This is a genomic window from Roseateles sp. 22389 (genome assembly GCF_052044995.1).
GTDB lineage: Bacteria > Pseudomonadota > Gammaproteobacteria > Burkholderiales > Burkholderiaceae_C > Roseateles.
The window spans coordinates 1-25,181 of the sequence record NZ_JBQEOF010000030.1; the positions used below are offsets into that span (position 1 = coordinate 1).

Here is a 25,181-nt window from a genome sequence, read left to right on the forward strand (position 1 = left end):
CAGCATGCCCAGCGCCATGATGACGATGTAGCTGTTCTGCAGGACCAGGTTGGTGAGGTTCAGCGGCTCCAGCAGCGTGCCGTCGGTCAGCACCTCGAAGAGCGCCATGATCGCCACCAGCGACAGCAACATGCCGTAGTCGCGCAGATGGCGCTTGAGGAAGTGGCCGAGGCCCGCGGACGCGGCGGCCGGCGGCGTCACGGACGCCGCGATCGGTTCAGACATGAGCGACTTCTCCGGCGCCGACGATGGCGCCCATGATCATTTCCTGGGTCGTGCCGGCGGCCGGGAACTCCGCCACCATGCGCCCCTCGTTCATCACATACAGCCGGTCGCACAGGCCCAGCAGCTCCGGCATCTCCGAGGAGATCAGCAGGATGCCGCAGCCGCGCGCCGCCAGGCCGGCGATCAGGCTGTAGATCTCGTACTTCGCGCCGACATCGATGCCGCGCGTCGGCTCATCCAGGATCAGCAGCCGCGGCCCGGCGAACAGCCACTTGGCCAGCACCACCTTCTGCTGGTTGCCGCCGGACAGGTGCACGACGCGCTGGTCCACGCCCGCGCAGCGGGTGCCGAGCTGGCGCCGGAAGTCCTGCGCGACCTGGTGCTCGCGCGCCCGGTCCATCACGCCGCCGCGCGACACGCCGCCCAGGTGCGCCAGCGAGGTGTTGACCGCGACCGACTCCTCCAGCAGCAGGCCCAGCGACTTGCGGTCCTCGGTCACGTAGGCCAGGCCCGCGTGGATGGCCTTGGGCACCGTCGACAGGTCGACCTCGCGCCCGTCCATGCGCGCCGTGCCGCTGATGCGCCGGCCGTAGCTGCGGCCGAACACGCTCATCGCGAGTTCGGTCCGGCCCGCGCCCATCAGCCCGGCGATGCCGACGATCTCGCCGCGGCGCACCGTCAGGTCGACGCCCTTGACCACCTCGCGCCCGGCCTGCACCGGGTGGAACGCGCGCCAGTCGCGCAGCTCGAAGAGCAGCTCGCCGATCGCCGGCGTGCGCGGTGGATAGCGCTCGGACAGGTCGCGGCCGACCATCGCCTGGATGATCCGCGCCTCGGAGATCGGATCGGTGGCGCAGTCCAGGCTGAGGATGGAGCGCCCGTCGCGCAGCACCGTCAGGCCATCGGCGACGCGCGTCACTTCCTTGAGCTTGTGCGAGATCAGGATGGACGCGATGCCCTGGCGCTTGAGCTCGAGCAGCAGGTCCAGGAGCGCGTCGCTGTCGGTGTCGTTGAGGCTGGCGGTGGGCTCGTCCAGGATGAGCAGCCGCACTTCCTTGGCCAGCGCCTTGGCGATCTCCACCAGCTGCTGCTGGCCGACGCCGAGCTCGCCGACCGGCGTCTGTGGCGAGGCCCGCAGGCCCACCCGCGCCAGCAGCTCGACCGCGCGCTGGTGCATCGCCATGCGGTCGATGACACCCAGCCGCGCCGGCTCATGACCGAGGAACAGGTTCTCCGCGATCGAGAGCTGCGGCACCAGCGCCAGCTCCTGGTGAATGATGATGATGCCCAGCCGCTCGCTGTCGGCGATGCCGGCGAAGCGGCGCACCTCGCCGTCGAAGCAGAGCTCGCCGCCGTAGTCGCCGCCGTGGTCGGGGTGCGGGTAGACGCCCGACACCACCTTCATCAGCGTCGACTTGCCGGCGCCGTTCTCGCCGCAGAGCGCATGGATCTCGCCGGCGCGCACGGACAACCGCACGTCCTCCAGCGCCGCGACGCCGGGGAACCGCTTGGTGATGCCGCGCAGCGCCAGCAGCGGGGCCGGGGCCGCGCTGTCGTGGGTTGTCGCGTTCATGGACCGATGACCGCGCCTCAGCGCAGTTGCGTGTCCTTGTAGTAGCCGCTGTCGACCAGCACCGGCTTCACGTTGGCCGCGTCGACCGAGACCGGCTTGAGCAGCACGCTGGGCACGACTTTCACGCCGTTGTTGTAGGTCTTGGTGTCGTTGACCGCGGCGGGCGTCTTGCCGGCCAGCATCTCGTCGCTGACGGTAGCCGCCGCCTGCGCCAGCTGGCGTGTGTCCTTGAACACGGTGCTGGCCTGCTCGTGCTTGAGGATGGACTTGACCGACGGCAGCTCCGCGTCCTGGCCCGAAACGACCGGGCACGGCTGCTTGGCAGTGCAGTAGCCGGCGCCCTTCAGCGAGGACAGGATGCCGATGCTGATGCCGTCGTACGGCGACAGCACCGCATGCAGCTTGTCCTTGCCATAGAAGGCCGACAGCAGGTTGTCCATGCGGGCCTGCGCGGTGGCGGCGTCCCAGCGCAGCGTGCCGACCTTGGCCATGCCCAGCTGCTTGCTGCGCACGACCAGCTTGCCGCTGTCGATATACGGCTTGAGCACCGACATCGCGCCGTCGTAGAAGAAGGCCGCGTTGTTGTCGTCCGGCGAGCCGCCGAAGAGCTCGATGTTGAACGGGCCCTTGCCCTGCGCCAGGCCGAGCTTGTCGACCAGGCTCTGGCCCTGCATCACGCCGACCTGGAAGTTGTCGAAGGTGACGTAGTAGTCGACGTTCTTCGTGCCCTTGATGAGCCGGTCGTAGGCGACGACCTTGATGCCGCGGTCGGCGGCCTTCTGCAGCACCGGCGACAGCGCCGAGCCGTCGATCGGCGCGATCACCAGCACCTTCACCTTGCGGGTGATGAGGTTCTCGATCTGCGCGAGCTGGTTGGGGATGTCGTCCTCGGCGTACTGCAGGTCGGTCTTGTAGCCCTTGGCCTGGAAGGCCTTGACCATGTTGTCGCCATCGGCGATCCAGCGGGCCGAGCTCTTGGTCGGCATCGCGATGCCGACCAGGCCCTTGTCCTCGGCACGAGCGCCGCCGGCCAGCAAGCCCAGCGTCGCACCGCCGACGATCAGCACCGCGCGAACGAGCGCGGCACGCCGGCTCCAACCTGTATGAAACATTTTTGTCTCCTGAATGTTTTATGAACGCCGGTTTTTACTGCCACGCGCCGGCTTTGTCGATCCCAGTTTGGATATCGAGCGAGGCGCGCCGGTTATCGGTCTCCCGCGATGGCGGCTTGTGTGCGGCAGCGCACAGCGGTCGCGCGTGCGCTTGGCCGAGAGTCATTTGCCGCGGCGTCCGCGAGCGGGCAACATCGTCGGATCGCCGGGAACGCCACCGGCATCCCTCGCTGAAAGGCTCCCATGGCACGTGCCCTTGTTCCGGGCCCGATTGGGCTGGACGTCCGCCAGATGCTGTCCGACCCCGGCACACGGTGCCTCGGCCCCTCGCCGCGCCCCGGGCCGATCGGCCTGGACGCCGGTATCGGCACGAGTCTCGACACTTCCTGGACGATGCTGGCCGGGGAGGTCATCCCTCCAGCACGGGCCGTCAATGTCCCGGCGCCGCTGCGGCCGTTGGCCACGCCAGAAGGCGGGGTCCGCCCTCTCACCAGCGGCGAGATCGCAATGGCGCGGCTGCTCTTCAAGGACGCGATCGACTACAGCCGGGTGAAGGTCCACAACGACGAGTACCTTCCCTTCGGCTTGCAGCCCGACGACACGGCGATGACGCCCAACGGGGAGATCTATTTCAACAAGAAGCACTTCAAGGAAGACTTCTCATCAACCGACGTCTACACCAAGCAGTGGTTCATCCACGAGATGGTGCATGTCTGGCAGTACCAACTCGGTTACCCGGTGCGGCTGCGTGGTGCCATCCGCATCGGGTTGGGCTACGACTACGAGCTCAAGGCTGGCGCCAAGCTGGGCGACTACAACATGGAGTCACAGGGCGACCTGCTGGCCGACTACTTCGCGCTCAAGCACCTGAACGCGCCGCAGGCGATGCGGCAGGCGCAGTTCGCGCAACAACTGGCCCTTTTCGAAGAGGTGCTGAATGCCTTCCTCACCAACCCGTCCGACACCGCGAACCTGCCTTGACGCGACGCTGGCGCTGGCCTTGTGCGCCGCGCTCGGCACGGCCTGCGCGACCTCGCGGGTAGGCGACGCCGAAGTGCGGCTCCAGGAGGGCCAGCCCTGCTTCACGATCAGCGCCAAGGAGGCTGCGCGCGGGCCCACGATCCGCTTGCAGGCGGTGATGGTCAGTGATGTGTCGGTCAGCCCGGTCGCCGAGGTCTGGTCGGTGCTGCTGGATGCGCAGCGCCTGGAGACGATGTCGTCGGCCAGCTGCTTCGCCTATGGCCAGGCACCGGACGGCGCAAGCGCGCGGCCCGCGACTGCACCGATGCTGCAGCCCGGCCGGGTCTACCAGGTCTACCTGAACATCCGCTCATCGGACCGGTCCGATCCCACCCGGGGTTACATGGCCAAGTTCTGCCTGGCGGCCGATCCAGCCGATCCCTCCGGGCCTCGCCGCCTGATGCCTGTGCTCTACGGCACGCGCGCCTGGGACGAGGGCTTCTGCCGCTGACCCGCCTCACGTTGGCCTCACCCCGACATCAAGTCGGCCTCACGCCGGAGCGTGGCAGACCATCTCGATGTTGTGCCCGTCCGGATCGATGACGAAGGCCGCGTAGTAGTTCGGGTGGTACGTCGGACGCAGTCCGGGCGGTCCGTTGTCGCGGCCACCGGCGGCCAGGGCGGCGCGATGGAAGGCATCGACCTGCTCGCGCCGCGGCGCCACGAATGCGATGTGCAGGTGGGCCGGCGTCTCGGTGGTCTCGAACAGGCACAGCGAGGACTCGCCCCCGGCGCTCAGTTCCGCGCCGTAGGAAGGCTCGCCCTCCCCGACCACCGACACGCCGATCGGCGCCAGCGCCTGCAGGTAGAAGGCCTTGCTGGCGGCGTAGTCGCGGACGCCGAACTTGACGTGGTCGAACATGAAAGCTCCTGTGCTTGGAATGACGCGACGCGGCGGGGAAGCGATGGCGCCGGCCCGGCGCTCAGCCCCAGTGCTCCGCGTCCGGCGGCGGCACGACCCAGGCGTGCATGCGGTCCTCGTAGACCGACACGGTGGGCGCGGGGAAGGTCGGATCGGCGAAGGCGCCGACGGGAATCGCGATGAAGTCCGGCAGCGCCTCGGGCTCGTAGAAGACCGTCGAGCCGCATTCCGGACAGAAATGGAAGCGCGCCCGCGTGCCCTCGTCGCCGACGCGCACGTATTCGGTCGAGCGGCCGGCCACCGTCACCTCCTCGCGGCGGAAGCGCGCCTGCTGGCCAAAGACGCTGCCGGTGCGGCGCTGGCAGGCCAGGCAGTGGCAGATGGACACCCGCACCGGATGGCCCACGACGCGCGCGCTGAGCTGGCCGCAACAGCAGGCCGCGAGGCGCTCGGGCCCGCGATCGGAAGGGGATGAGGTCATGGGGCTCGACGATAACGGCCTGCCGCCGCAATGCAAGACGCGCCGCGATCTCCCGACACGCGGCGCGTCCATTCAGGTCGACGTCGAGGCCGAAGGCCAGGCGCCAAGGCCCCGGCCTCCGGCTCGGTCCGGGCTCAGCGCGACAGCTCGACGCGCTGCGCGTTCAGGCCGTCCGACACGATGAACTCGAAGCGGCCGCCAGTCGGCAGCTCCTGCGTGTCCAGCGTCACCTCGCCGCCCTGCAGGTCCTGCGCCAGGTTCAGGCGGCGGGTGCCGTCGGTCCAGGTCACGCTCAGGAAGGGCGTCGCCTCGGCGTCCCAGCGCAGCGTGGCCTTGCCGCCGGCTTCCTTCACCTGCACCTGCGCGCGGCTGGTGCCGGCCGCCAGCGCCTTCTGGCGGGCGTTGGTCACGCGCGCCTGGGCCTGCGCCAGCGTCGCGCCATCGCGCAGCACGCTGATGCCGACGATGTTGTCGGCCTTGGGCACCAGCACGCTGAAGTGCAACTGGTCGCCATCATGGTCCAGCGACTGGGCCGAGAAGGCGTAGTCCTTCACCTCGCCGCCCGCGGTCTGCACGCGCAGCACGTACGGGCCGCCGGCCGCGTCCGGCTTGGCGACCAGCGTCTTGACCGGATTGATCTCGACCTGGCGGCCGCGGATGCTGCCGCTGACCAGCAGCACGTCCTGCGCCGCCGCCTTGCTGTCGCCGTCCGCGGAGGCTGCGGCGCTCTTGGCCGTCGCGCCGGCCGCCACCGCGTCCGACGGCGTCAGGAAGGTCTGCATGCGGCGGTAGTTGTAGTCCGAGAACACCGTGCCGCCGCAGTAGCTCATGATGTCGTGGCGGTCGGTCGGGCGCGGGTCGTAGAACGCGTTCACGTCCGACAGGTAGCTCCAGATGTAGCGGCCCGGCTTGCCCAGGTTGGCGTCCGGGTACGGATAGTTGGGGTCCGGCGAACCCGCGCCGCCGCAGGCCGCGTGCGGCAGCGAGAAGTTGTGGCCCAGCTCGTGCGCCACCACGTCGCGCACGGTGTCCGGCGCGCTCGGCATGTCGAAGCCGACGGCCGAGCTGCCGGGCATGTAGCCCAGGCCCGCCAGGCCCCAGGTGCGCTTGGGGATGAAGCCGAAGTAGTAGTCCTGGCGCGCGGCGCCTTCGATGCGGTGCAGGTCGTTGAGCTCGCCCAGGATCTTGCCGAAGGCATCGCTCCAGCCCGAGTCCGTGGTCGGCAGCGTCGTCACCTTGGACGACACGAAGGTCGGATGCGAACGCAGCGTCACCGACGACACCGGGAACAGCGCGCGCAGGTGCGCGGTCTGGTCGGCCGGCAGCTGGCCGGTGGTGCCGGCGATGCGCACCGGGATCGGGATGAAGCGCATCGGCGTGCCGCCGCCCACCCGCGGCGTGAAGCTCTGCGCCGCGGCGCCGGCGACGGTCACCGTGACCTTCAGGCCGCTCTTCACCAGCTCGGCCGGCACGGTGACGCTGTAGGCGTCGTCGAAGGACTGCGTCTCCGACACGGTCGTCGGCAGGCCGCGCCGCGGCGGCGCCAGCGGCAGGTCGCGGCTGGTGCCGTCGACGGTGTTGTCGACGCGCACGACGCCGGTCGGCGCGGCGGTGCCGGCCGGCGCGGTCACGTTGACCTTCAGCAGCGTGGGCTTGTTGGCGACCAGCACCAGCTGGCTGTCGCCGCTGGCGTAGAGCATCGACTGCGCGAACTGCACCGAGGCCAGGGTCACGTTGGACGGCGCCGCGGGCGGCGTGACGCGCATCGAGGACACCGCGTCGTTCAGGGCCACGCCCACCAGGTTGGCGTTGTCCGCCGTCAGGGTGACGGTGGCGCCGCGGAAGTTCTGGTCCGCGAAGAGCTCGACCTTGTAGCCGGCCGGCACGCGGATCGACGAGATGCGGTCGTTCCAGGTCGGGCCGATCCAGCTGGTGGTGGTGCTGCGGCACAGGCTGGCGCCGGCATAGTTCGCGTGCTCGTAGAAGCACACCTGCGCGGCCGTCGCCGTCGCGGTGGCGCCGGCCGAGGCGGCGCCGCCGGGCACGCTGGCCTCCTGGACCGCCGCCTCGTCGGAGGATCCACCGCCGCCGCAACCGGCGAGCACGCCGGCCAGCGCCAGCGACAGGGCCAGCGGATGCAGGCGGGGAGCGCCACCGGGGCGCGTCGAAGTGATCGTCATGGAATCCGTCCTCCGGGGATGTGGGGTGCCTCAAGGGCGGCGGATTATTCGGAGCGCCCCTCGCACGCCCTGCAACCGAAGGCGCCGATTCGTAAGCGGCCGCAAGCGGCGCCCAGGCCGCGCGCTTTACAGGACAGACACGAAGGGCCCCGCGCGCGCAACGCCCGGTTGCATCCGATACGACGCGCGCGTCGCCGATTCAGGGGAGCGGGGCAGCGTCAGAGCGGCTCGCCCGGCTCACCCATCCCACCGGGCTCACTCGGCGCTGAAACCCTTGCCGGTGGCGGCCCAGTAGATGCCGCCGAACAGGTGGTGCTGGAACCGCTCGTCGCCGTAGGTGGCGGGCAGGTGGCCGAGGGCGGTGTAGAAGCTGCGCCCACCGTCGACCCGCTGGTACCAGCTGATCGGGTGGCTGGCGCCCATGGGCGCGACCGGCTTGCCGCCCCATTCGGTGGCGGGCTGGTAGGTCCGCTCGTCCACCGTCAGCAGCACCTTCAGGCCCTCCGACCGGGGCGGCCCGAACTGATACCACTCCTCGGTGAAGAGGAAGCGCCGCGGGAAGCGGTCCATGCCGGGGAAGTTGCCGTCCTGCACCACCAGCGTCGCCGTCTGGTTGGCCGGATGCGCCTGGAACATCCGCCCCACCAGGCGCCCGTACCAGGGCCAGCCGTGTTCCGTGTCCGCGGCGCTGTGCACGCCCACGAAGCCGCCGCCGGCGCGGATGTAGCGCTCGAAGGCCGCCTGCTGCGCCGCGTCCAGGACGTCGCCGGTCGTGAGGAGGAAGACGACGGCCTGGTACTTCGCCAGTTCCTGGTCGTTCATCACGCGGTTCGCGTCCTCGGTCCAGAACACGCCGAAGTCGTGCAGCTGCCCGAGCCGCTGGATCGCCGCCACGCCGGCCGGGATGGACTCGTGATGCCAGCCCGCGGTCTTGCTGAAGACCAGCACCTTGAACTGCTCGGCCAGTGCCAGCGGCGTCACGGCCAGCAGGCCCAGCGCCATTGCGAAGAAGCGGAGACGCTGGCCCATGGAACTTCCTGGTCGAGAGGACGAAGGCGCGATGATGCCAGGACCGCGTGCCGGTGACCGCCGCGGGCGGCGCAGAATCCGCCGCATGAGCACCGACACCGCCCGCCCCCTCACCCTCATCACCGGCGCCAGCCGCGGCATCGGAGCCGCCACCGCCCGGCTGCTGGCCCGCCAGGGGCACGACCTGGCGCTCAACTACCGGCACGACGCCGCCGCGGCGGAGGCGGTCGCGCAGGACGTCCGCCGCCTGGGCCGGCGCGCGCTGACCGTGCAGGCGGACGTCGCCGATCCGGCGCAGGTCGAGGCGATGTTCCGGCAGGTCGACGAGGCGCTCGGCCGCGTCACCGGGCTGGTCAACAACGCCGGCATCGTGGCGCCCGCCACCTCGCTGGACGGCATCACGCCCGAGCGGCTGCGTCGCATGTTCGAGGTCAACGTCTTCAGCGTCGTCTTCTGCACGCAGCAGGCGGCGCTGCGCATGAGCACCGCCCGCGGCGGCGCCGGCGGCGCGATCGTCAACCTGTCGTCGCGCGCGGCGCAGCGGGGCTCGGCGGATCTCTACAGCGACTACGCCGCCAGCAAGGGGGCGGTCGACACGTTGACGCTGAGCCTGGGCCAGGAGCTGATCGGCCAGGGCATCCGGGTGAACGGCGTGCGGCCCGGGATCATCGAGACCGAGATCCATGCCGACAGCCGGCCCGCCGCCGAGTTGCCGGCGTTGCTCGCGGCGGCCGCCGCCACCGTCCCGATCGGGCGGCTGGGCCGGGCGGAGGAGATCGCGGAGGCGATCGCCTGGCTGCTGTCCCCGGCGGCGAGCTACACGGTGGGCGCGACCCTGGACGTGGCGGGCGGCCGCTGACGCGGTCTTCCTGGAGCGCCAGCGCTGCTTCGACGGAACCGATGGGCGCCGGCTGCCGACGGTCTGTCCGGCGCCGATGCAGTTCGCGCCGTCGCGATGCGGCTTCGTCGCCCGCCGCTCGAAAGGCGCGTCGGCGATGACGACACTGACTCCATCGACACCGCACACCGCTTCAGGAGATCGACATGAGCACCACCCGCCGCCTCGCCCTCGCTTCCGCCACTCACACCACGGTCAAGGCCGTCGCCTTCGGCGCCGTCGCCGCCCTGACGCTGGCGCTGGGCATGGCCCACGCCCAGGGCCAGCGCGAGTTGCGCGCCTCGATCATCACGCTCGATCCGGTGGTGATCTCGGTCAAGCGCGAGCAACTGCCCACCGTCGTCATCACCGGCCGGCGCGACGCGTCCGCCGACACGCAGGTCGCCTCGATCCAGTGAGCCCGCGGGCCGCTGTGTCGGCGGCGCGATCCGCGCCCGGACGCCGTCGGATCGCTCCATGCAGAACGCCCGGCATGCCGGGCGTTCTGTCGTTCCGGGCGGGCGATTTCCGGTCGTCCGCTCGTCCGCGGATTTGCGCGTTCGATCAGGCGATCACGCCGGGCCGGATGGCAGCGGGCAAGGTCCGGGGTCGGACACCCCGCTCGCGGGCGTCCATCCGATGACGCCCTGGGCATTGCGGACCTTCACGGCGGTCGAGGAGCATGAGCTTCGCCCCAGCACGACCAGGTCGGCGCTGCGTTCCAACGCGAGCGGCACCGGCCCGAACCGGCCCGCCACGACGTCGAGGGCGTCCGCTTCCGTCCGATAGATCGAGACGGCCTGCGTGGTCCAGGACGGATCGTCCGATGGCGCGGGCGACTGGCAGGCCGTGAGGCCGAGGGTGGCCAGGCCGGCCGCCGCGATCCGAAAACGCTGCATGTCGAGGTCTTTCATGTCCAGGCACCAGAGGTCGCGGGCAGCCGCCGTGGACAGCGCCGCCCGAGCGACGCGCATTCTCCCCTGCCGGCGTCGGGCCCTCACCGTGACCGACGGCCGGCCTCCCTGCCTTGCGGCATCATCGCGGGCCATCGGTCCAACCCTCTTCCGGAAGCCAGCATGAGCACAGCGCGCTTTTATCCCATCGGCACTCCCGGCGTCCCCTGGGGCGACGCGGAACGGATCGCCTGGCGCGAGCGCCAGGTCCGGCATCGCCGCCACGACCAGGACGTGGTCCCGCGCGTCGAGGCGCTCGCCGACGATTTCGAGATCGTCCGCTATGGCGAGCTCGCCTACGGCGACGACCGCTACTCCCTGCTGGCGCTCAAGAGCCGCGACTGGCGGCCGGAGCTGCCCGTCGCGCTGGTCACCGGCGGCGTCCATGGCTACGAGACCAGCGGCGTGCTGGGCGCGCTGGGTTTCGCCGAGGACCACGCGGCGCGCTACGCCGGCCGCGTCAACCTGCTGGTCGTGCCCTGCGTCAGCCCCTGGGCCTATGAGCGGATCTGCCGCTGGAACTACCACGCGGTCGATCCCAACCGCAACTTCGGCGCGCGCCGCGAGGCCGCGGAGTCGAGCGCGCTGATCGCGCTGGTCGAGCCGCTGGCGGGCCGGTTCCTGCTGCACATCGACCTGCACGAAACCACCGACACCGACGCCACCGAATTTCAGCCGGCGCTGGCGGCCCGCGACGGCAAGGAGCCCGACCGCGACGGCGTGCCGGACGGCTTCTATCTGGTCGGCGACAGCGAGACCACGCGGTTCGATTTCCAGCAGGCCGTGATCGAGGCGGTGCGGCGCGTGACCCACATCGCGCCGCCCGACGCGCAGGGCCGGATCATCGGCTTCCCGGTGATCGCGGACGGCGTGATCGAGTTCCCGGTGCGCCAGTCCGGCCTGTGCGCGAGCCTCACCGGCGCGCCCTTCACCACCACCACCGAGGTCTATCCCGACAGCCCGCGCACCACGCCGGACGAATGCGTCGCGGCGCAGGTGACGGCCGTGTGCGCGGCGCTGGATTTCGCGCTCGCGCACGCGCATTGAAGCGGGGCTCGCCCCCGCTCAGTTCACAACACCGGCCGCCGGCGCGAACAGCCGACATTGGCGGGCGAGTGTGCCGGATTCGACGCGGCCTTCACTGGCCGAAGAACACGCGCCGCACGAAGCGTGTCGCGTCCTCGCGCGAGGCCTGGAAGGCGGCCTCGTTGCGGCCGACGTGCGCGCCGCGCGTCATGCACGCGTTGATGAACGCCGTCAGCTGGTCCGACGGGATCACCTGCCCGGTGCGCTCGGAGGTCACCACCCAGGTCGGGATGTCGGTGCGGATGACGCCGCAGGCGTAGCCGCTGGTCGCATCGGCCCGGTAGCGCACCGGCAGCAGGCTGTCCCACGCATGATGCGCATCGGCGTAGCGATGCGTCTCCACCGGCGTGCCCAGCGTGGCGTACTCGAGGCCCAGCGCCTCGCAAGGCTCCGGATGCGTGTAGTCGTCGGCGGCGCCCACCAGGTTGAGCAGCGGCGCGCGCGTGACGTTCGGCGAGGTATAGATCTGCGAGCAGCCGGCATAGGTCGCGATGTGCAGCGCGAAGGCCTGGCCGGTCTTCACCACGGCCCGCAGAAACGGCAACTGGGCCGTCTGCAGCGCCACGGTGCCGCCGCGCGAGAAACCCATGATGCCGATGCGCCTGGCGTCGATGCGGGGGTCGGCCGACAGCAACCGCAGCGCCTGGAAGGCGTCCATCACGTTGGCCGCGGCCGGCACGCTGGTCTGGTCCGCCGCGGTCGACGACACGCCTCGCGGCGCGAAGCTGTCGACAATGAAGGTCGCCACGCCGATGCCGTTGAAGGCCTGGACCCACTGCTGCAGACCCGGCCCCACGCCATCGCTGCCGTGCGCGAGCACGATCGCGGGCACCGGTCCGGCAACACCGGCCGGCAGGCTCAGATCGCCCCATACCGGCGTCGGCACCCATTGCGCGCGGCGCTCGCGTGCGAGGTCGAAGAGCGACTTGGGCGTGAAGCTGTCGAACGCGATGCGGGTGCTGTCGTCGGCGCGCGCGGCCGTGACGGACAGGCCGAGCACGCACACGGAGACCAGGACTCGGAACAGTCGATGCATGAAGCCCTCGGGCAGTGAAGGAACGCGGCGGGGCGCCCGGCCGGCGCTCCTCGTGAGCGAGGCCGCCACACGGGACGTGAGCGGCCGCCGGAGGTTAACCGCGTGCCGCCGCGCGGCCGGCTCGTCGGTTGTCCCACCCTTCGGGCACACGAGATCCCGCCACGGCGCTGCCGCCCTTCGAAGCAGCCGCTCTCCCTGCCCTCCCGCTCCTCGCGGGGCGAGGGCGTTCATGCCGATACAGACATTCCCCGCCGAAGGCACCGACACTCGCCTCCCATGAACAAGTTGAACCGGCTCCTGCACGATGTCCTGCCCGCCTGGGCCGCCGAGTGGCTCGACCTCCTGGTCCCGCTGATCGAGGTCATCCTGATCGGTCTGGGCGCCTGGCTCGTGATGCGCATCGCGCGTCACCTCACCCGCAAGCTCACCAGCGCCTACGCCTTGCCCGTGACCGTCGCCACGGTCTTCCTGCGCTCGGTCGCGGTGCTGATCTATGGCGGCGCCGTGCTCTGGTCGCTGGAGCGGCTGGGCGTCTCCGGCGCCGTCCTCTGGACCGCCTTCACCGGCTTCGCGACCGTGGGCGCGGTCGCGTTCTTCGCCGCGTGGAGCGTGCTGTCCAACCTCTTCTGCGCGCTGCTGATCTACGTCACCCGCGCCTTCCGCGTCGGCGACGTCGTGGAACTGCTGGAATCCGGCGACAAGCCCGGCGTGAAGGGCCGCGTGGTCGACATCAACCTGGTCTACACGACGCTGCTCGAAAGCGGCGACCCGGCCAGTGGCACCAGCCTGCAACTGCCCAACAGCCTGTTCTTCCAGCGCGCGCTGCGGCGCTGGCACGGCTCCGCGGCCGACGGGGCGATCCTGCCGGCGCAACAGATCAGGCTTGAATGACTTTCGGGTGTGAGCCCGGACATGGCTGCAAGTTCAGGGTTTCTTCAGGAACGACTGCGTAACCTGCCGCTCGTCGCGTCGCACTGGCGGCCCGGCCTGTCCGCTTGCCCGTCCAGTCCCCAAGGAGCCGCCATGGATCCCGACCCCAGTTGTCAACGCCACGCGGCACCCGCCGCTGCCCCTCGCCGATTCCCTTCGCCGCGAGCGACGACCGTCCGGATCCCTCCAGCCCACGCTTGAGGGGCGTTCTGCGGCCGTCGCCCGCAGGAGCCCCTCATGCTGCCTCTCCGCTTCTTCCGCATTGCCGACCGCGGCACGCCACGGTCGTTCACGACCCCGGCCTGCCTGCTCCTGCTCGCCAGCGCGCCGCTCTGGCTCGCCGGCTGTGACGACTCCCCGGCCCACGCCGCCTCCGCCCCGCCCGCCGCGACCGCCGCGACGGCGTCCCCGCACCGCGAGGGCGCGGACATCGTGGTGCCGGCGGACTCGCCGCTGCGCGAGCGCCTCGTGGTCGCCGCGGTGCGGAGCCAGGCCGTCGAGCAGCCCATCGCCGCGCCCGGCACGATCGAGGCGCTGCCCGACCACCTCGCCCGCATCGCGCCGCCGGTCACGGGTCGCGTGGTGGGACTGCACCGCGCGCTGGGCGATCCGGTGCGCGCCGGCGACGTGCTCTTCACGCTGGACTCGTCCGACCTGAGCGCGGCCCGCGGCGATGCGGCCAGGGCGCGCGACGCGGCCGCCCAGGCAGGCCGCGACCTCGACCGCCAGCAACTCCTCTTCGACGCCGACATCGCCGCGCGCAAGGACCTGGAGGCCGCGCAGCTCGCCCGCGCGCAGGCGGCCAACGACCTGCGTACCGCGCAGGCCCGGCTCGCACAGCTGGGCGCGAGCGCGGACGACAACGCCGGGCGTCGCCTGTCGGTCCGCGCGCCGCTGGCCGGCCGCGTCATCGAGATGAACGCCGCGCCGGGCGGCTACTGGAACGACGTCAATGCGCCGCTGATGACGATCGCGGACCTGAGCCGGGTCTCGGTGACCGCCGCCGTGCCGGAGAAGGACCTGGCCAGGATCTTCGTCGGGCAGTCGGCCCAGGTCGTGCTGAACGCCTATCCCGACGATCCGCGCGCCGGCACGGTGCGCTACATCGGCGAGGTGCTGGATCCCGACACCCGCACCGTCAAGGTCCGCCTGATCCTGGACAACGCCGACGGCCGCCTGCGGCCCGGCATGTTCGTGAAGCTGCGCTTCGCCGGTCCCTCGCACCCCGCGCCGGTGGTGCCCGCCTCGGCGCTGCTGCAGGAGGGCCTGTTCACCCGCGTCTTCGTCGAACGCGCGCCGGGTCGGTATGTCGCCCGCGAGGTGAGCGTCGGCGCCGCGCTGGGCGACCAGGTGGAGATCGTCTCGGGCCTGCGGCCCGGCGAGCGCGTGGTCGTGCGCGACGGAGTGCTCCTCCATGATTGAGCGCCTCGTCACCCTGTGCTTCGACCGCCGCGGCATCGTCTGGCTGGTCTTCGCCTTCGCCGCGCTCTACGGCGTCCACAGCTTCCGGCAGTTGCCCATCGAGGCCTATCCGGACATCGCCGACGTGACCTCGCAGATCGTCACGCAGGTCAACGGCCTGGCCGCCGAGGAGGTCGAGCAGCAGATCACGATCCCGATCGAGCGCGCCCTACTCGGCACGCCCGGCATGCAGGTGCTGCGCACGCGCAGCCTGTTCGGCCTGTCGCTGGTGACCGTGGTGTTCCAGGACGGCGTCGAGGGCTACTGGTCGCGCGAGCGGCTGCAGGAGCGCCTGGCCGAGCTCTCGCTGCCCTATGGCGCGCGGCCGGGGCTGGATCCCTACACCTCGCCCACCGGCGAGATCTACCGCTACACGTTGGAGAGCCCCACGCGCAGCCTGCGCGAACTCTCCGAGCTGCAGGCCTGGACCGTCATCCCGCGGCTGAAGAAGGTGGCGGGCGTCGTGGACGTCACCAACTTCGGCGGGCTGACCACGCAGTTCATGCTCTCGCTCGATCCCGCGCGGCTGACGCAGTACGGCCTGACGCTGAGCCAGGTCGTGGACGCGCTGAACGCCAACAACAGCAGCGGCGGCGGCAGCGTGATCGACCGCGGCGAGCAGTCCTATGTCGTGCGTGGCGTCGGCCTGCTGCGCTCGCTGCAGGACATGGGCAACGTGGTGGTGAAGACGGCCGCCGGCGTGCCGGTGCTGGTCCAGGACCTGGGCGAGCTGCGCCTGGGCGAGGTCGAACGCCGCGGCATCCTGGGCAAGGACACCGACGGCGACACGATCGAGGGCATCGTGCTGCTGCTCAAGGACACCAACCCGTCGCGCACGCTCGATGGCCTGCACGCGGCCGTCGACGAGCTCAACACGGCGCTGCTGCCCGGCGACGTCAAGGTGGTGCCCTACCTCGACCGCGCCACGCTGATCGAGGCGACGTCGCACACCGTCGGCCACACCCTGGTGGAAGGCATGGTCGTCGTCACGCTGGTGCTGCTGCTCTTCCTCGGCAGTCCACGCGCGGCGCTGGTCGTGGCCGTCACCATCCCGCTGGCGCTGCTGGCGGCCTTCATCTTCATGCACCACGCCCATGTGCCGGCCAACCTGCTGTCGCTGGGTGCGATCGACTTCGGCATCCTCGTGGACGGCGCCGTCGTGGTCGTCGAGCACCTGCTGCGCCGGCGCGAGCAGGCGGCCGACCGGCCGCTGACCCCGCGCGACGCGATCGTCGCGACGCTGCAGGTGGCGCGGCCGATCTTCTTCGGCATGGCGGTGATCGCCGCGGCCTACCTGCCGCTGTTCGCGTTCGAGCGCATCGAGTACAAGCTCTTCAGCCCAATGGCCTACGCGGTCGGCGCGGCGCTGGTGGGCGCGCTGCTGGTGGCGCTGACGCTCACGCCGGCGCTGGCCTGGCTGGCCTTCCGGCGGCCGCGCCCGCCCTTCCGCAACCGGCCGCTGGAGGCGCTGCAGGCGCGGTATGCCGACTTCCTCGCGCGCGCCGTCGGACGCGGCCGCTGGCTGGCGGCGGCGCTGATCGCGTCGGCGCTGGCCCTGGCCGCGCTGGCCGGCACGATCGGGCGGGACTTCCTGCCCTACCTCGACGAGGGCTCGATCTGGCTGCAGGTCCAGATGCCGCCCGGCATCACGCTGGAGAAGGCCGCCGGCATGGCCGATGCGCTGCGCCGCGCGACGCTGGAGTTCCCCGAGGTCGCCCACGTGGTCACGCAGACCGGTCGCAACGACGACGGTACCGACTACTGGACGCCCTCCCACATCGAGGCCAGCATCAGCCTCACGCCCTACGAGCGCTGGACCGCGCCGGGCGGCAAGCAGGGACTGATCCGGCGCCTGGCCGAGCGTTATGCCCGCATGCCGGGCTACAGCGTGTCGTTCATGCAGCCGATGATCGACGGCGTGCAGGACAAGCTGTCGGGCGCGCACAGCGACCTGGTGGTCAAGGTCTTCGGCGACGACCTCGACGAAGGACGCCGCATCGCGGCCCGGGTGGCCGAGGTGCTGCGGACGGTGCCGGGCGCCGCCGACGTGGCGGTGGACGTCGAGCCGCCGCTGCCCAACCTGCGTATCGACCTGGACCGCGCCGCCGCGGCGCGGCTGGGCATCAACGCCGCCGACGTCGCCACGCTGGTGTCCACCGGCATCGGCGGCGCGGCCATCGGGCAGGTCTACGTCGGCGAGAAGAGCTACGACATGACGGTCCGCTTCACGCCCGAGTCGCGCGCCAGCCCGCAGGCGATCGGTGATCTGCGCCTGACGGGGGCCAATGGCGCGCAGGTGCCGCTGTCGGACGTCGCGCGCATCCGCACGACGGTGGGCGAGAGCGTCATCGTGCGCGAGATGGGCCAGCGCCATCTCATCGTGCGGCTCAACACGCGGGGCCGCGACCTGTCGAGCTTCCTCGCCGAGGCCCAGCCCGCGCTCGAGCGGCAGGTCCGTTTCGACCGCCAGCGCTGGCGCCTCGAGTGGGGCGGGCAGTTCGAGAACCTGCAGCGCGCGCAGCAGCGCCTGGCGGTGATCCTGCCGCTGACGCTGGGGGTGATGCTGCTGTTGCTCTTCGCCGAGTTCCGCAACCTGCGCCAGCCGCTGCTGGTGCTGGGGGTGGTGCCGCTGGCGATGATCGGCGGCTTCGCGGCGCTGCACCTGCGCGGCATGACGCTGAATGTCTCCAGCGCCGTGGGCTTCATCGCGCTGTTCGGCGTGGCCGTGCTCGGCGGCGTGCTGATGGTGGCGCAGATCAACCGGCTGCGGCGCGACGACGGCCGGCCGCTGCGCGAGGCGGTGCTCGAAGGCGCCGCCGGCCGCATGCGCCCGGTGCTGATGACGGCGGCGGTCGCGGCCTTCGGCTTGACGCCCGCGATGCTGGCCACGGGCCTGGGCAGCGACGTCCAAAGACCGCTGGCCACGGTCGTCGTCGGCGGGCTGGTGACGGCGACGCTGCTCACGCTGCTGCTCCTCCCGGCCCTCTACCACGCGATCGAAGCGCGCGTGGAGCGCGCCGCCGCCCGGCGTGCCGCGCAGGCGACGCTCGATCACGACCACGACCACGACCACGACCACGACCCAGCATCGGAACCCCTGGCATGAAGCGCCTCTTCTTCCTCACCCCTCGCCGCGAAGGCGCCGGCATCACCGCTGAGACCACGGGTCAGCGCCGGCGTCCGACCAGCCGCCGTGACGCCCTGGTCCTGGCAGTCGCGCTTATGACCGGTTACCCGATGACATATGCGTCGACGCCGGACGCCAATACCGACGCCGCCGGCGTTCCCTTCGCCGCCTACCTGGACGCGGTGGAGCGCTTCAGCAATGCGATCGCCGCGCAGCGCGAGGCGGTGGCGGCCGCACGCGCGGGCGTGCCGATGGCGGGACTGCGGCCCGATCCGTCGCTGTCGCTCGGTGTCGGGCCGGCGGAGCTCAGCCGGGAGGTGCGCCCCAAGCCGCGTCTGGCGCAGAGCATCGGGCTGAGCTACACGATCGAGACCGGCGACAAGCGCGAGCGCCGCGTCGCGGCCGCGCGCAGCCAGGTGAGCGCCGGCGAAGCCGCGTTGGCCGGCGCCGGTCGCCAGGCCGCCGCGGACGCGGCCGCCGCCTTCATCGAGGCCTGCCGCACGCGCGAGGCGCTGCAGCGGCAGGAGGCCTCGCTGGCCGCGCTGGGCGACATCGTCCGGATGAACGAGCGACGCCATGGCGCCGGCGATCTCGGCGGCCTGGAGCTGCTGCAATCGCGCAACGAGCGCGATCAGTTCCTCGCCACCGTCGTGCGCGCGAGGGCCGACGCCCGGACCGCCATGGAAGCGCTGGCCGCGCCGCTGGGTCGCCGCTGGCGCGAGGCCTTCGGCGACGCGTCGCCGCTGTGCACCTTCCGCGACGGACTGGCGCCCGAGGGACTCGACGGCATCGAGGGCATCGAGGCCATCGGCGGCTCGGGCGGCATCGAGGGGAGCCACGAGGGCGAGGCGCTCGATGCCCTCGTGGCGCGAGCGCTCGATCAGCGCGACGACGTGCGCATCGCCCGCGCGGCGGTGGACAGCGCCCGTGCCGCCGCGGACCTGGTCCGCGCCAACCGCTGGGTCGATCCGAGCGTCAGCCTCAACTACGGCTACACGCCGCAGGGACACCGCGGCGTGGCGGCGGACGGCTCGGCGGTCGCCCCCTCGCCGCGGTCCAACACCGTGTCGGTCTCGGTCTCGGTGCCGATCCCGCTGTCGCGGTTGGACCGCGGCGACCTGGTGCAGGCCGAGTCGGCCGTCACCCAGGCCCTGCTCGCGCTGCGCCAGACCGAGCTCCAGGCGCAGGCCGACGTCCGCGCGACCCACGCCCAGTACCGCGCCGCGCTCGAGAACCTGACCCGCTACCGCGACGCGACCCTGGGCGACGCGCGGCGCGTGGTGGAAGGCCTGCGCCTCTCGTACCGGCAGGGCGCCGCCTCGCTGCTGGAGCTGCTGTCGGCCCAGCGCGCGGCGGACGACACCGAGCTCGCCTACCTGCAGGCACGCAGCGAGCTCGCCGCCGCCACCGTGCGGCTGCAGCTCAGCCTCGGCCGCGCGCCGGCGCCTTGAGCCAGCGGGGAAGCCGACGGGGAATCGCGCCGGCATGCGAGACTGCCGCCCATTCGGAGAGAGGCGATGAGGATTCTTCTGGTCGAGGATGACCGCAAGGCCGCGGGGCTGCTGGTGCGCGGGCTGCGCGAGGAAGGCTTCGTGGTGGACCACGCGGCCAGCCTGGCCGAGGCCGACGAGGCGGCCTTCGTGACCACCCACGACCTGATCGTGCTGGACGGCATGCTGCCCGACGGCGACGGCGTCACCCTGTGCCGCACGCTGCGCGCGCGCGGCCAGCAGGTGCCGGTGCTGATGCTCACCGCCCGCGACGCGCTGTCCGATCGCGTCGACGGCCTGAACGCCGGCGCCGACGACTACCTGACCAAGCCCTTCGAATTCGAGGAACTGCTGGCGCGGCTGCGCGCGCTGCTGCGGCGCTCGGACATGACGCGGCCGCCGGTGCTGGTCGCGGACGACCTGCGCCTGGACCCGGCCTCGCTGCAGGTCACCCGCGCGGGGCGGCCCATCGAGCTGACGCCCAAGGAATTCGCCCTGCTGCAGGCGCTGATGCGGCAGCCCGGCGCCGTGGTCCCGCGCCAGCGCCTGGCCGAGCAGATCTGGCACGGCGACCCGCTGGCGATCGACAACCTGATCGACGCCCACATGAGCAAGCTGCGCCGCAAGATCGACGCGGCCGGCGCCCGGCCGCTGATCGAGACGGTGCGCGGTCGCGGCTTCCGGCTGCGGGGACCGGACGATGCTTAGCTTCCGCCGCCGGCTGGCGCTGCTGCACGTGGTCGTGGTCACCACGGTGCTGGCGGTGGCGGCGACGCTCACCTACCTGAGCCTGGTCACCGCCCTGCGCGCCCAGCTGGACGGCGCGCTGCTGGCCCTGGCGGAGCAGGAAGCCAGCATCCTCGCCGCCAGCCCCGGCCTGCCGGTCGCCGTGCACGAGCCCGGCACCACCGCCGCGCCACCGCCCTACGCGCGGCTGGACCGGCTGGTGCAGATCATCGGCCCGCGCGGCGAGGTGCTCGCGCGCAGCGCCAACCTCGGCGCCGCGTCGCTGCCGAACGAGGCCGCGCTGCTGGCGCGCCTGGCCCGCGGCGAGACCGTCTTCGAGCACCTGGCCTTCGGCGACGAGCCGACACGCCGCGTGTCGGTGCCGGTGCATGGCGGCCGCGCGCTGGCGGTGCAGGTGGCCGGCTCGCTCGACGACGTCGACCACGCCGTCGCCTCGGCGGGCTGGGTGTTCCTCGTCATGAGCCTGGTGCTCGTGGTGGTGCTCACCACCGCGGGCGCGCAGCTGACCGGGCGCGTCTTCGGCGCGGTCGACGACATCGTCCGGCAGGCCCGCCGCATCGGCGGCCGCACCCTCGCCGAGCGGCTGCCGCATCCCGGCACGCGCGACGAGATCGGCCGGCTGATCGACACGCTCAACGACATGCTGGACCGGCTCGAGCACGCCTTCGAGGCGCAGCGCCGCTTCACCGCCGACGCCTCGCATGAGCTGCGCTCGCCGCTCTCCCGGCTGCGCACGGAGCTCGAGATCACCCTGCGCCGGCCGCGCGGCGCCGACGAGTATGTCCAGGCGCTGCGCTCCGGGCTGGAGGACGTCGCGCGGCTGACGGCGCTGGTGGAGGAACTGCTGACGCTGGCGCGGCTGGATGCCGGGCAGGACTCGGCGCCGGTCGCGCCGGTGGCCATCGGCCCGATCCTCGAGGCGGTCGTGCGGCGCGCCCGGCCCGCGGCCCAGGCACGCGGCATGACGCTGAGCCTGGCGGGTGCGGACGCCCCCGGTGCGGATGCGCTGGAGACAAACGCGCCGGTCGCGGCGTCTGATGCGGCGCTTGATGCGGACGCGCCTGGGGCGGACAAGCTCGGCGACGACGGGCCCCGCGCGGCGGCCCGGGTGCCGCGGGAGCTGCTAATGCTGGTCGCGACCAACCTGGTGGAGAACGCGGTCAAGTACGGTGCCGCCGGTGGCTCGGTGCTGGTCTCGGTGGTCGCGCGGCCGGACGGGACGGCACTGGTCGTCGAGGACGATGGCCCGGGCCTTCCCGCCGAGGAACGCGAGCGCGTGTTCGAGCGCTTCTACCGGGGCGCCGCCGCGCGCGCGGCGGACATCGAAGGCACCGGCCTGGGGCTGGCGCTGTGTGACCTGATCGTGCGCGCCGCCGGCGGTCGCATCGAGGTGGGCGTCTCGCGCTGGGGCGGCGCGCGGTTCTCGGTGCATCTGCCGGCCGGCGACGCCTGAGCGCCGCCGCGCCGGCGCCCGCTCACTCGTTCACATGTCGCGCCCGTTGAAGTGCGTCACCGGAATGCTGTCGAGCTCCATGCCCTCCAGGCAGCGGACGTTGATCGCCGCCATCGCGTTGCCCTTCGGGTCGGTGCCCTCGGCATAGGGATGGATGCCGCACACCGCGCAGAAGCGGTGCTTGATCGCGTGCTTGTTGAACTCGTAGGTGCTGGCCGCGGCCTCGTCGGTCTTCAACCGGAATTGCCCGCGCGGCACGAACCACAGCAGCGAGCCCTTGCGCTGGCAGATCGAGCAGTTGCAGGCCATCGCCCCATCGATCTCGCCGTCCACCTCATAGGCCACCCGGCCGCAATGGCAGCTTCCCTGGTACGTCGTCATGTCGTCTCCGCTCGGTCTTGTTGAAGCGGCCGACCTTACCTCAGCCGGGCGCGAGCCGCGTCACTTGAGCATCAGCTCGACGTCCTGTCCCGGATCCCCGCAGCCATCCAGGCGCAGCCGCAGGAAGTCCAGGTCCATGTGCAGGTGCTCCACCAGCTCCGGCACCGCGAGCTCCAGCGCGGCGATGCGGTCGGACTGCTGGTCGCAGGCATCGGCCAGCACCTCCGCCAGGTGCAGGATCGCCGCCAGCATCGAGAACGGCCGGATCTCCAGCGGCGCGTTGGCGTCCTTGAAGGCCTCGACCAGGTCGGCCGGGAAGTGCCAGTGCGCCGCCAGCGCCGCCGTCACGTCGGCATGTGTGCAGCCGAAGCGATGCATCTCCAGCGAGAACCGGCTGCCCGGCTCGGCCGCGTGGGCCTCGACGTCGGCGACCTGGTCCGGCTCGCTCATCGCCATCATGAGCTGCCCGGTGCGCAGCATCAGCCCGGCGAGGTAGGCGGTGTCGGCATCGCCCTGCAGCAGCTTGGCCAGCAGCCGCGCATAGCCGGCGGTGCGTACGCTGTGGCGCCAGAAGCGCTGGCGATCCAGGCCCTTCACCTCGGGGAAGGTGGCGGAGATGCTGGCCGCCATCGCGAGGTTGCGCAGCGTCTCCAGGCCCAGCGCCATCGCGGCGTCCTGCAGCGTGCCGATCGTGTGGGAGGGGCTGTAGCGCGCGGAGTTGGCCAGCCGCAGCACCTTGGCCGCCAGCGTGGAATCCTTGCCGATCAGCTCGGCGATCTGGCCGAGCGAGACGCCGTCGTCGTCCAGGCTGCGCAAGAGCTTGCGCCCGACTTCAGGCATCACCGGGAGGCTGGCGTGCCCCCCGAGGAAACGCTCCGCGCTGGCGGAAACGGGAGTCGTGGGGGTCATGCTGGCAATCGTCACGGCGGCCTCCTCTGGACGCGACGGCAGGTGGAGGCGAGTCTATGCCGCCCGGCCGCAGCGCGCCAGCGCCAGCAGCGCCACCGGGTCCAGCAGGCCGATGCGGTAGCCCTGCACCGCCAGGATGCCCCGGTCGGCGAGCTGCCGCAGCGCGCGCGACAGCGTCTCCGGCGAGATCGACAGCCGCGCCGCCACGTCGCGCTTGCGCTCGGCCAGCCGCACCTCGGCCGACCCGCCGGCCTGCGCCAGCAGCCAGGCGGCGATGCGGGCGGTCGCGTCCTTCGTGGTCAGCCCGCGCAGCGCGTCCTGCGCCTCACGCAGTTGCGCCGCGCTGGCGCGCAGCAGCGCGGCCAGCACCGGCGGCTGCGAGCGCAGCCACAGGGTCGCCGCCGCCATCGGCCACTCCATCACCAGCGCGGTGGCCGAGACGATCCGCGCGTCTTCCTCGTAGCGCCCGTCCAGCCAGGCGGTGTGCAGGTCCAGCCAGCACGGGCCGGCCAGCGGGCCGCCCGCCACGACCCGCCCTTCGCAGAGCGCCACCATCGCCACCGCCGCGTCCCCGCGGCGGACCGCCAAGTCGCCGGCCCGGCAGCGGCGCACCCGCGCCATGCTGGCCAGCGCGGACCAGTCGTCGGCCTCCAGCAGCACATCGCCGAGCAGTGCGCGCCACGGCACCGGATGGGCGGGACCCGGCATCAAGGCGGCGTTGTGGGCCGCATCGCCTTCCGCGGCGGCGGGCGACGAGACGCCGCGAGCAACGGGCGCGGCGGGATCGGACAGGAAGTCGGCGGTCACGGGGCATTCTCGGAAACCGGGGATGCCGGACTGTCGCGGGACTGGCCGGAAATTGCCATGAGGGAGGTCAACATCCGAGCGATCGGACGCCTCCCGGATCAGCGGATCAGCAGCGCGCGGAAGTCGTTGACGTTGGTCTGCGTCGGACCGGTGATCAGCAGGTCGCCGAGCGCCTCGAAGAGCGCGTAGCCGTTGTTGGCGGCCAGCAGCTCGGCCGGCTTCAGGCCCAGCGCGCGGGCGCGCTGCAGCGTGCTCGGGCTGAGGAAAGCGCCGGCGTTGTCCTCGACGCCATCGATGCCGTCGGTGTCCGCGGCCAGGCCCCAGACGCCCTCCTGCCCGTCGAGCGCGATCGCGCAGCCGAGCACGAACTCGCCGGCACGACCGCCGCGCCCGGGCTGCGGCACCAGCGTCACCGTGGTCTCGCCGCCGGAGAGGATCAGGCAGGGCCTGGCGAAGGGCTCGCCATGCCGCGCCACCGAGCGCGCCAGCGCCGCATGCACGCGGCCGACCTCGCGCGACTCGCCCTCGATCTCGTCCGAGAGCACGTGCGCGGTCAGGCCGAGCGCGCGCGCCGCCTCGGCCGCGGCCAGCAGGCTCTGACGCGGCGCGGCGATGATGCGCTGCTCATGACCGTCGAAGCAGGTGTCGCCCGGCTTGGGCGTCTCCCAGTCGCCGCGCTCCAGCGCCTCGACTGCCTGCGGCGGCAGCGCGATGCGATAGCGACGGCAGATGGCCAGCGCGTCGGCGCAGGTCGTGGCGTCGGGCACGGTCGGGCCGGAGGCGATCACCTGCGGGTCGTCGCCGGGCACGTCGGAAATCATCAGCGTGAGCACCTTGGCCGGCGCGCAGGCGGCGGCCAGCCGGCCGCCCTTGATCGCGCTGAGGTGCTTGCGCACGCAGTTCATCTCGGCGATGTTGGCGCCGCTGGCCAGCAGCGCGCGGTTCACCGCCTGCTTGTCGGCCAGCGTCAGCCCGGGCGCCGGCAAGGGCATCAGCGCCGAGCCGCCCCCGGAGATCAGGCAGATCACCTGGTCGTCGGCGGTCGGCCGGAAGTCGCGCACCAGCTGCATCATCCGCGCCGCGGTCCGCTCGCCGGCGGCGTCGGGGACCGGGTGCGCGGCCTCCACCATCTCGATGCGCCGCGGCTGGTAGTCCGGCGGAATGTGGCCGTAGCGCGTGATGACCAGCCCGCTCATCGGCGCGGACGCGGGCCAGGCCGCCTCCATCGCCTGCGCCATCGAGCCACCGCCCTTGCCCGCGCCGATCACCAGCGTGCGGCCCTTGGACGGCGGCGGGAGATGGCCGGCGAGGATCTTGCCCGGCAGCGCGCGGTCGACCGCGACGCGGTAGAGGTGCTTGAGCAGCGCGCGCGGGTCGTCGAGCAGCGCCCGGGTCCGTGCGTCCGCGGCGTCCATGGCATTCGATGACGCGTCGCCGGACGC

23 protein-coding genes and 1 pseudogene are annotated in these 25,181 nt (G+C 71.9%); 11 read left to right on the plus strand and 13 right to left on the minus strand.

The genetic code is table 11. The features are described from left to right. From ACTJKJ_RS25955 to chvE, 3 genes and pseudogenes are all read right to left on the minus strand, one after another. Positions 1 to 225 (minus strand): annotated as a pseudogene (locus ACTJKJ_RS25955) (sugar ABC transporter permease); the annotation flags it as partial. Then, complete coding sequence (locus tag ACTJKJ_RS25960) at positions 218 to 1,798, minus strand: ATP-binding cassette domain-containing protein (RefSeq protein ID WP_297384725.1); 1,581 nt, start codon at positions 1,796 to 1,798, stop codon at positions 218 to 220. The gene ACTJKJ_RS25960 and the pseudogene ACTJKJ_RS25955, both read right to left, overlap by 8 nt. 17 nt (positions 1,799 to 1,815) lie before the next feature. Further along, positions 1,816 to 2,910 carry a multiple monosaccharide ABC transporter substrate-binding protein gene (chvE, locus tag ACTJKJ_RS25965; RefSeq protein WP_440823011.1) on the minus strand — a complete coding sequence of 365 codons (1,095 nt, stop codon included), beginning with the start codon at positions 2,908 to 2,910 and terminating at the stop codon, positions 1,816 to 1,818. Positions 2,911 to 3,153: 243 nt separating this feature from the next. Here chvE and ACTJKJ_RS25970 point away from each other — a divergent pair, with 243 nt between their 5' ends. Together ACTJKJ_RS25970 and ACTJKJ_RS25975 are read left to right on the plus strand one after the other, a co-directional pair. Beyond that, on the plus strand, positions 3,154 to 3,891 hold the full coding sequence (locus ACTJKJ_RS25970) for a hypothetical protein (protein ID WP_440823013.1): 738 nt from the start codon (positions 3,154 to 3,156) through the stop codon (positions 3,889 to 3,891). Next, on the plus strand, positions 3,848 to 4,381 hold the full coding sequence (locus ACTJKJ_RS25975) for a hypothetical protein (RefSeq protein ID WP_141225212.1): 534 nt from the start codon (positions 3,848 to 3,850) through the stop codon (positions 4,379 to 4,381). Before ACTJKJ_RS25970 ends, ACTJKJ_RS25975 begins: the two co-directional genes overlap by 44 nt. Before the next feature lie 39 nt (positions 4,382 to 4,420). Here ACTJKJ_RS25975 and ACTJKJ_RS25980 read toward each other — a convergent pair whose 3' ends face one another. From ACTJKJ_RS25980 to ACTJKJ_RS25995, 4 genes are all read right to left on the minus strand, one after another. Then, positions 4,421 to 4,792: a VOC family protein gene (locus tag ACTJKJ_RS25980; RefSeq protein WP_440823015.1), complete on the minus strand. Its 372-nt coding sequence runs from the start codon at positions 4,790 to 4,792 to the stop codon at positions 4,421 to 4,423. 61 nt (positions 4,793 to 4,853) lie between these two features. Further along, entirely contained in the window at positions 4,854 to 5,273 is a 420-nt protein-coding gene (locus ACTJKJ_RS25985) for a GFA family protein (protein ID WP_440823017.1), read from the minus strand. A 134-nt stretch (positions 5,274 to 5,407) separates the two neighbouring features. Next, on the minus strand, positions 5,408 to 7,453 hold the full coding sequence (locus ACTJKJ_RS25990; RefSeq protein ID WP_440823019.1) for a peptidase inhibitor family I36 protein: 2,046 nt from the start codon (positions 7,451 to 7,453) through the stop codon (positions 5,408 to 5,410). A 255-nt stretch (positions 7,454 to 7,708) separates the two neighbouring features. After that, positions 7,709 to 8,482: a ThuA domain-containing protein gene (locus ACTJKJ_RS25995; protein ID WP_440823021.1), complete on the minus strand. Its 774-nt coding sequence runs from the start codon at positions 8,480 to 8,482 to the stop codon at positions 7,709 to 7,711. 85 nt (positions 8,483 to 8,567) lie between these two features. On the opposite strand from ACTJKJ_RS25995, the gene ACTJKJ_RS26000 reads away from it, so the two are divergent. Beyond that, positions 8,568 to 9,341: an SDR family oxidoreductase gene (locus ACTJKJ_RS26000; protein WP_440823023.1), complete on the plus strand. Its 774-nt coding sequence runs from the start codon at positions 8,568 to 8,570 to the stop codon at positions 9,339 to 9,341. Between the two features lie 185 nt (positions 9,342 to 9,526). Continuing rightward, positions 9,527 to 9,778, plus strand: coding sequence for a hypothetical protein (locus tag ACTJKJ_RS26005; protein WP_440823025.1), 252 nt, complete (start codon positions 9,527 to 9,529; stop codon positions 9,776 to 9,778). A gap of 153 nt (positions 9,779 to 9,931) precedes the next feature. On the opposite strand, the gene ACTJKJ_RS26010 is transcribed toward ACTJKJ_RS26005, so the two are convergent. Next, complete coding sequence (locus ACTJKJ_RS26010) at positions 9,932 to 10,273, minus strand: hypothetical protein (RefSeq protein ID WP_440823027.1); 342 nt, start codon at positions 10,271 to 10,273, stop codon at positions 9,932 to 9,934. A 162-nt stretch (positions 10,274 to 10,435) separates the two neighbouring features. On the opposite strand from ACTJKJ_RS26010, the gene ACTJKJ_RS26015 reads away from it, so the two are divergent. Next, positions 10,436 to 11,359 carry a M14 family metallopeptidase gene (locus ACTJKJ_RS26015; protein ID WP_440823029.1) on the plus strand — a complete coding sequence of 308 codons (924 nt, stop codon included), beginning with the start codon at positions 10,436 to 10,438 and terminating at the stop codon, positions 11,357 to 11,359. A 91-nt stretch (positions 11,360 to 11,450) separates the two neighbouring features. Here the strand turns inward: ACTJKJ_RS26015 and ACTJKJ_RS26020 are convergent, their stop codons facing one another. After that, entirely contained in the window at positions 11,451 to 12,434 is a 984-nt protein-coding gene (locus tag ACTJKJ_RS26020) for a dienelactone hydrolase family protein (RefSeq protein ID WP_440823031.1), read from the minus strand. A 276-nt stretch (positions 12,435 to 12,710) separates the two neighbouring features. Here ACTJKJ_RS26020 and ACTJKJ_RS26025 point away from each other — a divergent pair, with 276 nt between their 5' ends. The 6 genes from ACTJKJ_RS26025 (at position 12,711) to ACTJKJ_RS26050 (ending at position 21,642) form a co-directional block, all read left to right on the plus strand. Next, a complete protein-coding gene (locus ACTJKJ_RS26025) occupies positions 12,711 to 13,325 on the plus strand; it encodes a mechanosensitive ion channel family protein (RefSeq protein WP_091721971.1) in 615 nt (204 codons plus the stop codon). Positions 13,326 to 13,601: 276 nt separating this feature from the next. Continuing rightward, the gene (locus tag ACTJKJ_RS26030) at positions 13,602 to 14,786 is read left to right on the plus strand and encodes an efflux RND transporter periplasmic adaptor subunit (RefSeq protein WP_440823033.1); all 1,185 of its coding nucleotides are present in this window, start codon (positions 13,602 to 13,604) and stop codon (positions 14,784 to 14,786) included. Then, positions 14,779 to 17,931, plus strand: coding sequence for an efflux RND transporter permease subunit (locus ACTJKJ_RS26035; RefSeq protein ID WP_440823035.1), 3,153 nt, complete (start codon positions 14,779 to 14,781; stop codon positions 17,929 to 17,931). The genes ACTJKJ_RS26030 and ACTJKJ_RS26035 overlap by 8 nt, the downstream gene beginning before the upstream one ends. Beyond that, positions 17,928 to 19,403, plus strand: coding sequence for a TolC family protein (locus ACTJKJ_RS26040; protein WP_440823037.1), 1,476 nt, complete (start codon positions 17,928 to 17,930; stop codon positions 19,401 to 19,403). The genes ACTJKJ_RS26035 and ACTJKJ_RS26040 overlap by 4 nt, the downstream gene beginning before the upstream one ends. 66 nt (positions 19,404 to 19,469) lie before the next feature. Beyond that, positions 19,470 to 20,150 (plus strand): response regulator transcription factor, encoded by a 681-nt coding sequence (locus ACTJKJ_RS26045; protein WP_183485566.1) that lies wholly within the window; start codon positions 19,470 to 19,472, stop codon positions 20,148 to 20,150. Next, positions 20,143 to 21,642, plus strand: a complete 1,500-nt coding sequence (locus tag ACTJKJ_RS26050; RefSeq protein ID WP_440823040.1) for a sensor histidine kinase — start codon at positions 20,143 to 20,145, stop codon at positions 21,640 to 21,642. Before ACTJKJ_RS26045 ends, ACTJKJ_RS26050 begins: the two co-directional genes overlap by 8 nt. 30 nt (positions 21,643 to 21,672) lie before the next feature. Here the strand turns inward: ACTJKJ_RS26050 and ACTJKJ_RS26055 are convergent, their stop codons facing one another. From ACTJKJ_RS26055 to ACTJKJ_RS26070, 4 genes are all read right to left on the minus strand, one after another. Further along, positions 21,673 to 22,023 (minus strand): GFA family protein, encoded by a 351-nt coding sequence (locus ACTJKJ_RS26055; RefSeq protein WP_440823042.1) that lies wholly within the window; start codon positions 22,021 to 22,023, stop codon positions 21,673 to 21,675. 60 nt (positions 22,024 to 22,083) lie between these two features. After that, positions 22,084 to 22,932, minus strand: coding sequence for an HDOD domain-containing protein (locus ACTJKJ_RS26060; protein WP_091721954.1), 849 nt, complete (start codon positions 22,930 to 22,932; stop codon positions 22,084 to 22,086). A 54-nt stretch (positions 22,933 to 22,986) separates the two neighbouring features. Then, positions 22,987 to 23,739 (minus strand): Crp/Fnr family transcriptional regulator, encoded by a 753-nt coding sequence (locus ACTJKJ_RS26065; RefSeq protein WP_091721949.1) that lies wholly within the window; start codon positions 23,737 to 23,739, stop codon positions 22,987 to 22,989. A 98-nt stretch (positions 23,740 to 23,837) separates the two neighbouring features. After that, entirely contained in the window at positions 23,838 to 25,154 is a 1,317-nt protein-coding gene (locus ACTJKJ_RS26070; protein ID WP_440823070.1) for a glycerate kinase type-2 family protein, read from the minus strand. Positions 25,155 to 25,181: the final 27 nt, after the last annotated feature.

What these genes read in the sequence shown, in the direction of transcription:
- ACTJKJ_RS25960 (WP_297384725.1), bottom strand. Translation starts at nt 1,798, where the DNA reads ATGAACGCGACAACCCACGACAGCGCGGCCCCGGCCCCGCTGCTGGCG.
- chvE (WP_440823011.1), bottom strand. Translation starts at nt 2,910, where the DNA reads ATGTTTCATACAGGTTGGAGCCGGCGTGCCGCGCTCGTTCGCGCGGTG.
- ACTJKJ_RS25970 (WP_440823013.1), top strand. Translation starts at nt 3,154, where the DNA reads ATGGCACGTGCCCTTGTTCCGGGCCCGATTGGGCTGGACGTCCGCCAG.
- ACTJKJ_RS25975 (WP_141225212.1), top strand. Translation starts at nt 3,848, where the DNA reads ATGCCTTCCTCACCAACCCGTCCGACACCGCGAACCTGCCTTGACGCG.
- ACTJKJ_RS25980 (WP_440823015.1), bottom strand. Translation starts at nt 4,792, where the DNA reads ATGTTCGACCACGTCAAGTTCGGCGTCCGCGACTACGCCGCCAGCAAG.
- ACTJKJ_RS25985 (WP_440823017.1), bottom strand. Translation starts at nt 5,273, where the DNA reads ATGACCTCATCCCCTTCCGATCGCGGGCCCGAGCGCCTCGCGGCCTGC.
- ACTJKJ_RS25990 (WP_440823019.1), bottom strand. Translation starts at nt 7,453, where the DNA reads ATGACGATCACTTCGACGCGCCCCGGTGGCGCTCCCCGCCTGCATCCG.
- ACTJKJ_RS25995 (WP_440823021.1), bottom strand. Translation starts at nt 8,482, where the DNA reads ATGGGCCAGCGTCTCCGCTTCTTCGCAATGGCGCTGGGCCTGCTGGCC.
- ACTJKJ_RS26000 (WP_440823023.1), top strand. Translation starts at nt 8,568, where the DNA reads ATGAGCACCGACACCGCCCGCCCCCTCACCCTCATCACCGGCGCCAGC.
- ACTJKJ_RS26005 (WP_440823025.1), top strand. Translation starts at nt 9,527, where the DNA reads ATGAGCACCACCCGCCGCCTCGCCCTCGCTTCCGCCACTCACACCACG.
- ACTJKJ_RS26010 (WP_440823027.1), bottom strand. Translation starts at nt 10,273, where the DNA reads ATGAAAGACCTCGACATGCAGCGTTTTCGGATCGCGGCGGCCGGCCTG.
- ACTJKJ_RS26015 (WP_440823029.1), top strand. Translation starts at nt 10,436, where the DNA reads ATGAGCACAGCGCGCTTTTATCCCATCGGCACTCCCGGCGTCCCCTGG.
- ACTJKJ_RS26020 (WP_440823031.1), bottom strand. Translation starts at nt 12,434, where the DNA reads ATGCATCGACTGTTCCGAGTCCTGGTCTCCGTGTGCGTGCTCGGCCTG.
- ACTJKJ_RS26025 (WP_091721971.1), top strand. Translation starts at nt 12,711, where the DNA reads ATGAACAAGTTGAACCGGCTCCTGCACGATGTCCTGCCCGCCTGGGCC.
- ACTJKJ_RS26030 (WP_440823033.1), top strand. Translation starts at nt 13,602, where the DNA reads ATGCTGCCTCTCCGCTTCTTCCGCATTGCCGACCGCGGCACGCCACGG.
- ACTJKJ_RS26035 (WP_440823035.1), top strand. Translation starts at nt 14,779, where the DNA reads ATGATTGAGCGCCTCGTCACCCTGTGCTTCGACCGCCGCGGCATCGTC.
- ACTJKJ_RS26040 (WP_440823037.1), top strand. Translation starts at nt 17,928, where the DNA reads ATGAAGCGCCTCTTCTTCCTCACCCCTCGCCGCGAAGGCGCCGGCATC.
- ACTJKJ_RS26045 (WP_183485566.1), top strand. Translation starts at nt 19,470, where the DNA reads ATGAGGATTCTTCTGGTCGAGGATGACCGCAAGGCCGCGGGGCTGCTG.
- ACTJKJ_RS26050 (WP_440823040.1), top strand. Translation starts at nt 20,143, where the DNA reads ATGCTTAGCTTCCGCCGCCGGCTGGCGCTGCTGCACGTGGTCGTGGTC.
- ACTJKJ_RS26055 (WP_440823042.1), bottom strand. Translation starts at nt 22,023, where the DNA reads ATGACGACGTACCAGGGAAGCTGCCATTGCGGCCGGGTGGCCTATGAG.
- ACTJKJ_RS26060 (WP_091721954.1), bottom strand. Translation starts at nt 22,932, where the DNA reads ATGACCCCCACGACTCCCGTTTCCGCCAGCGCGGAGCGTTTCCTCGGG.
- ACTJKJ_RS26070 (WP_440823070.1), bottom strand. Translation starts at nt 25,154, where the DNA reads ATGGACGCCGCGGACGCACGGACCCGGGCGCTGCTCGACGACCCGCGC.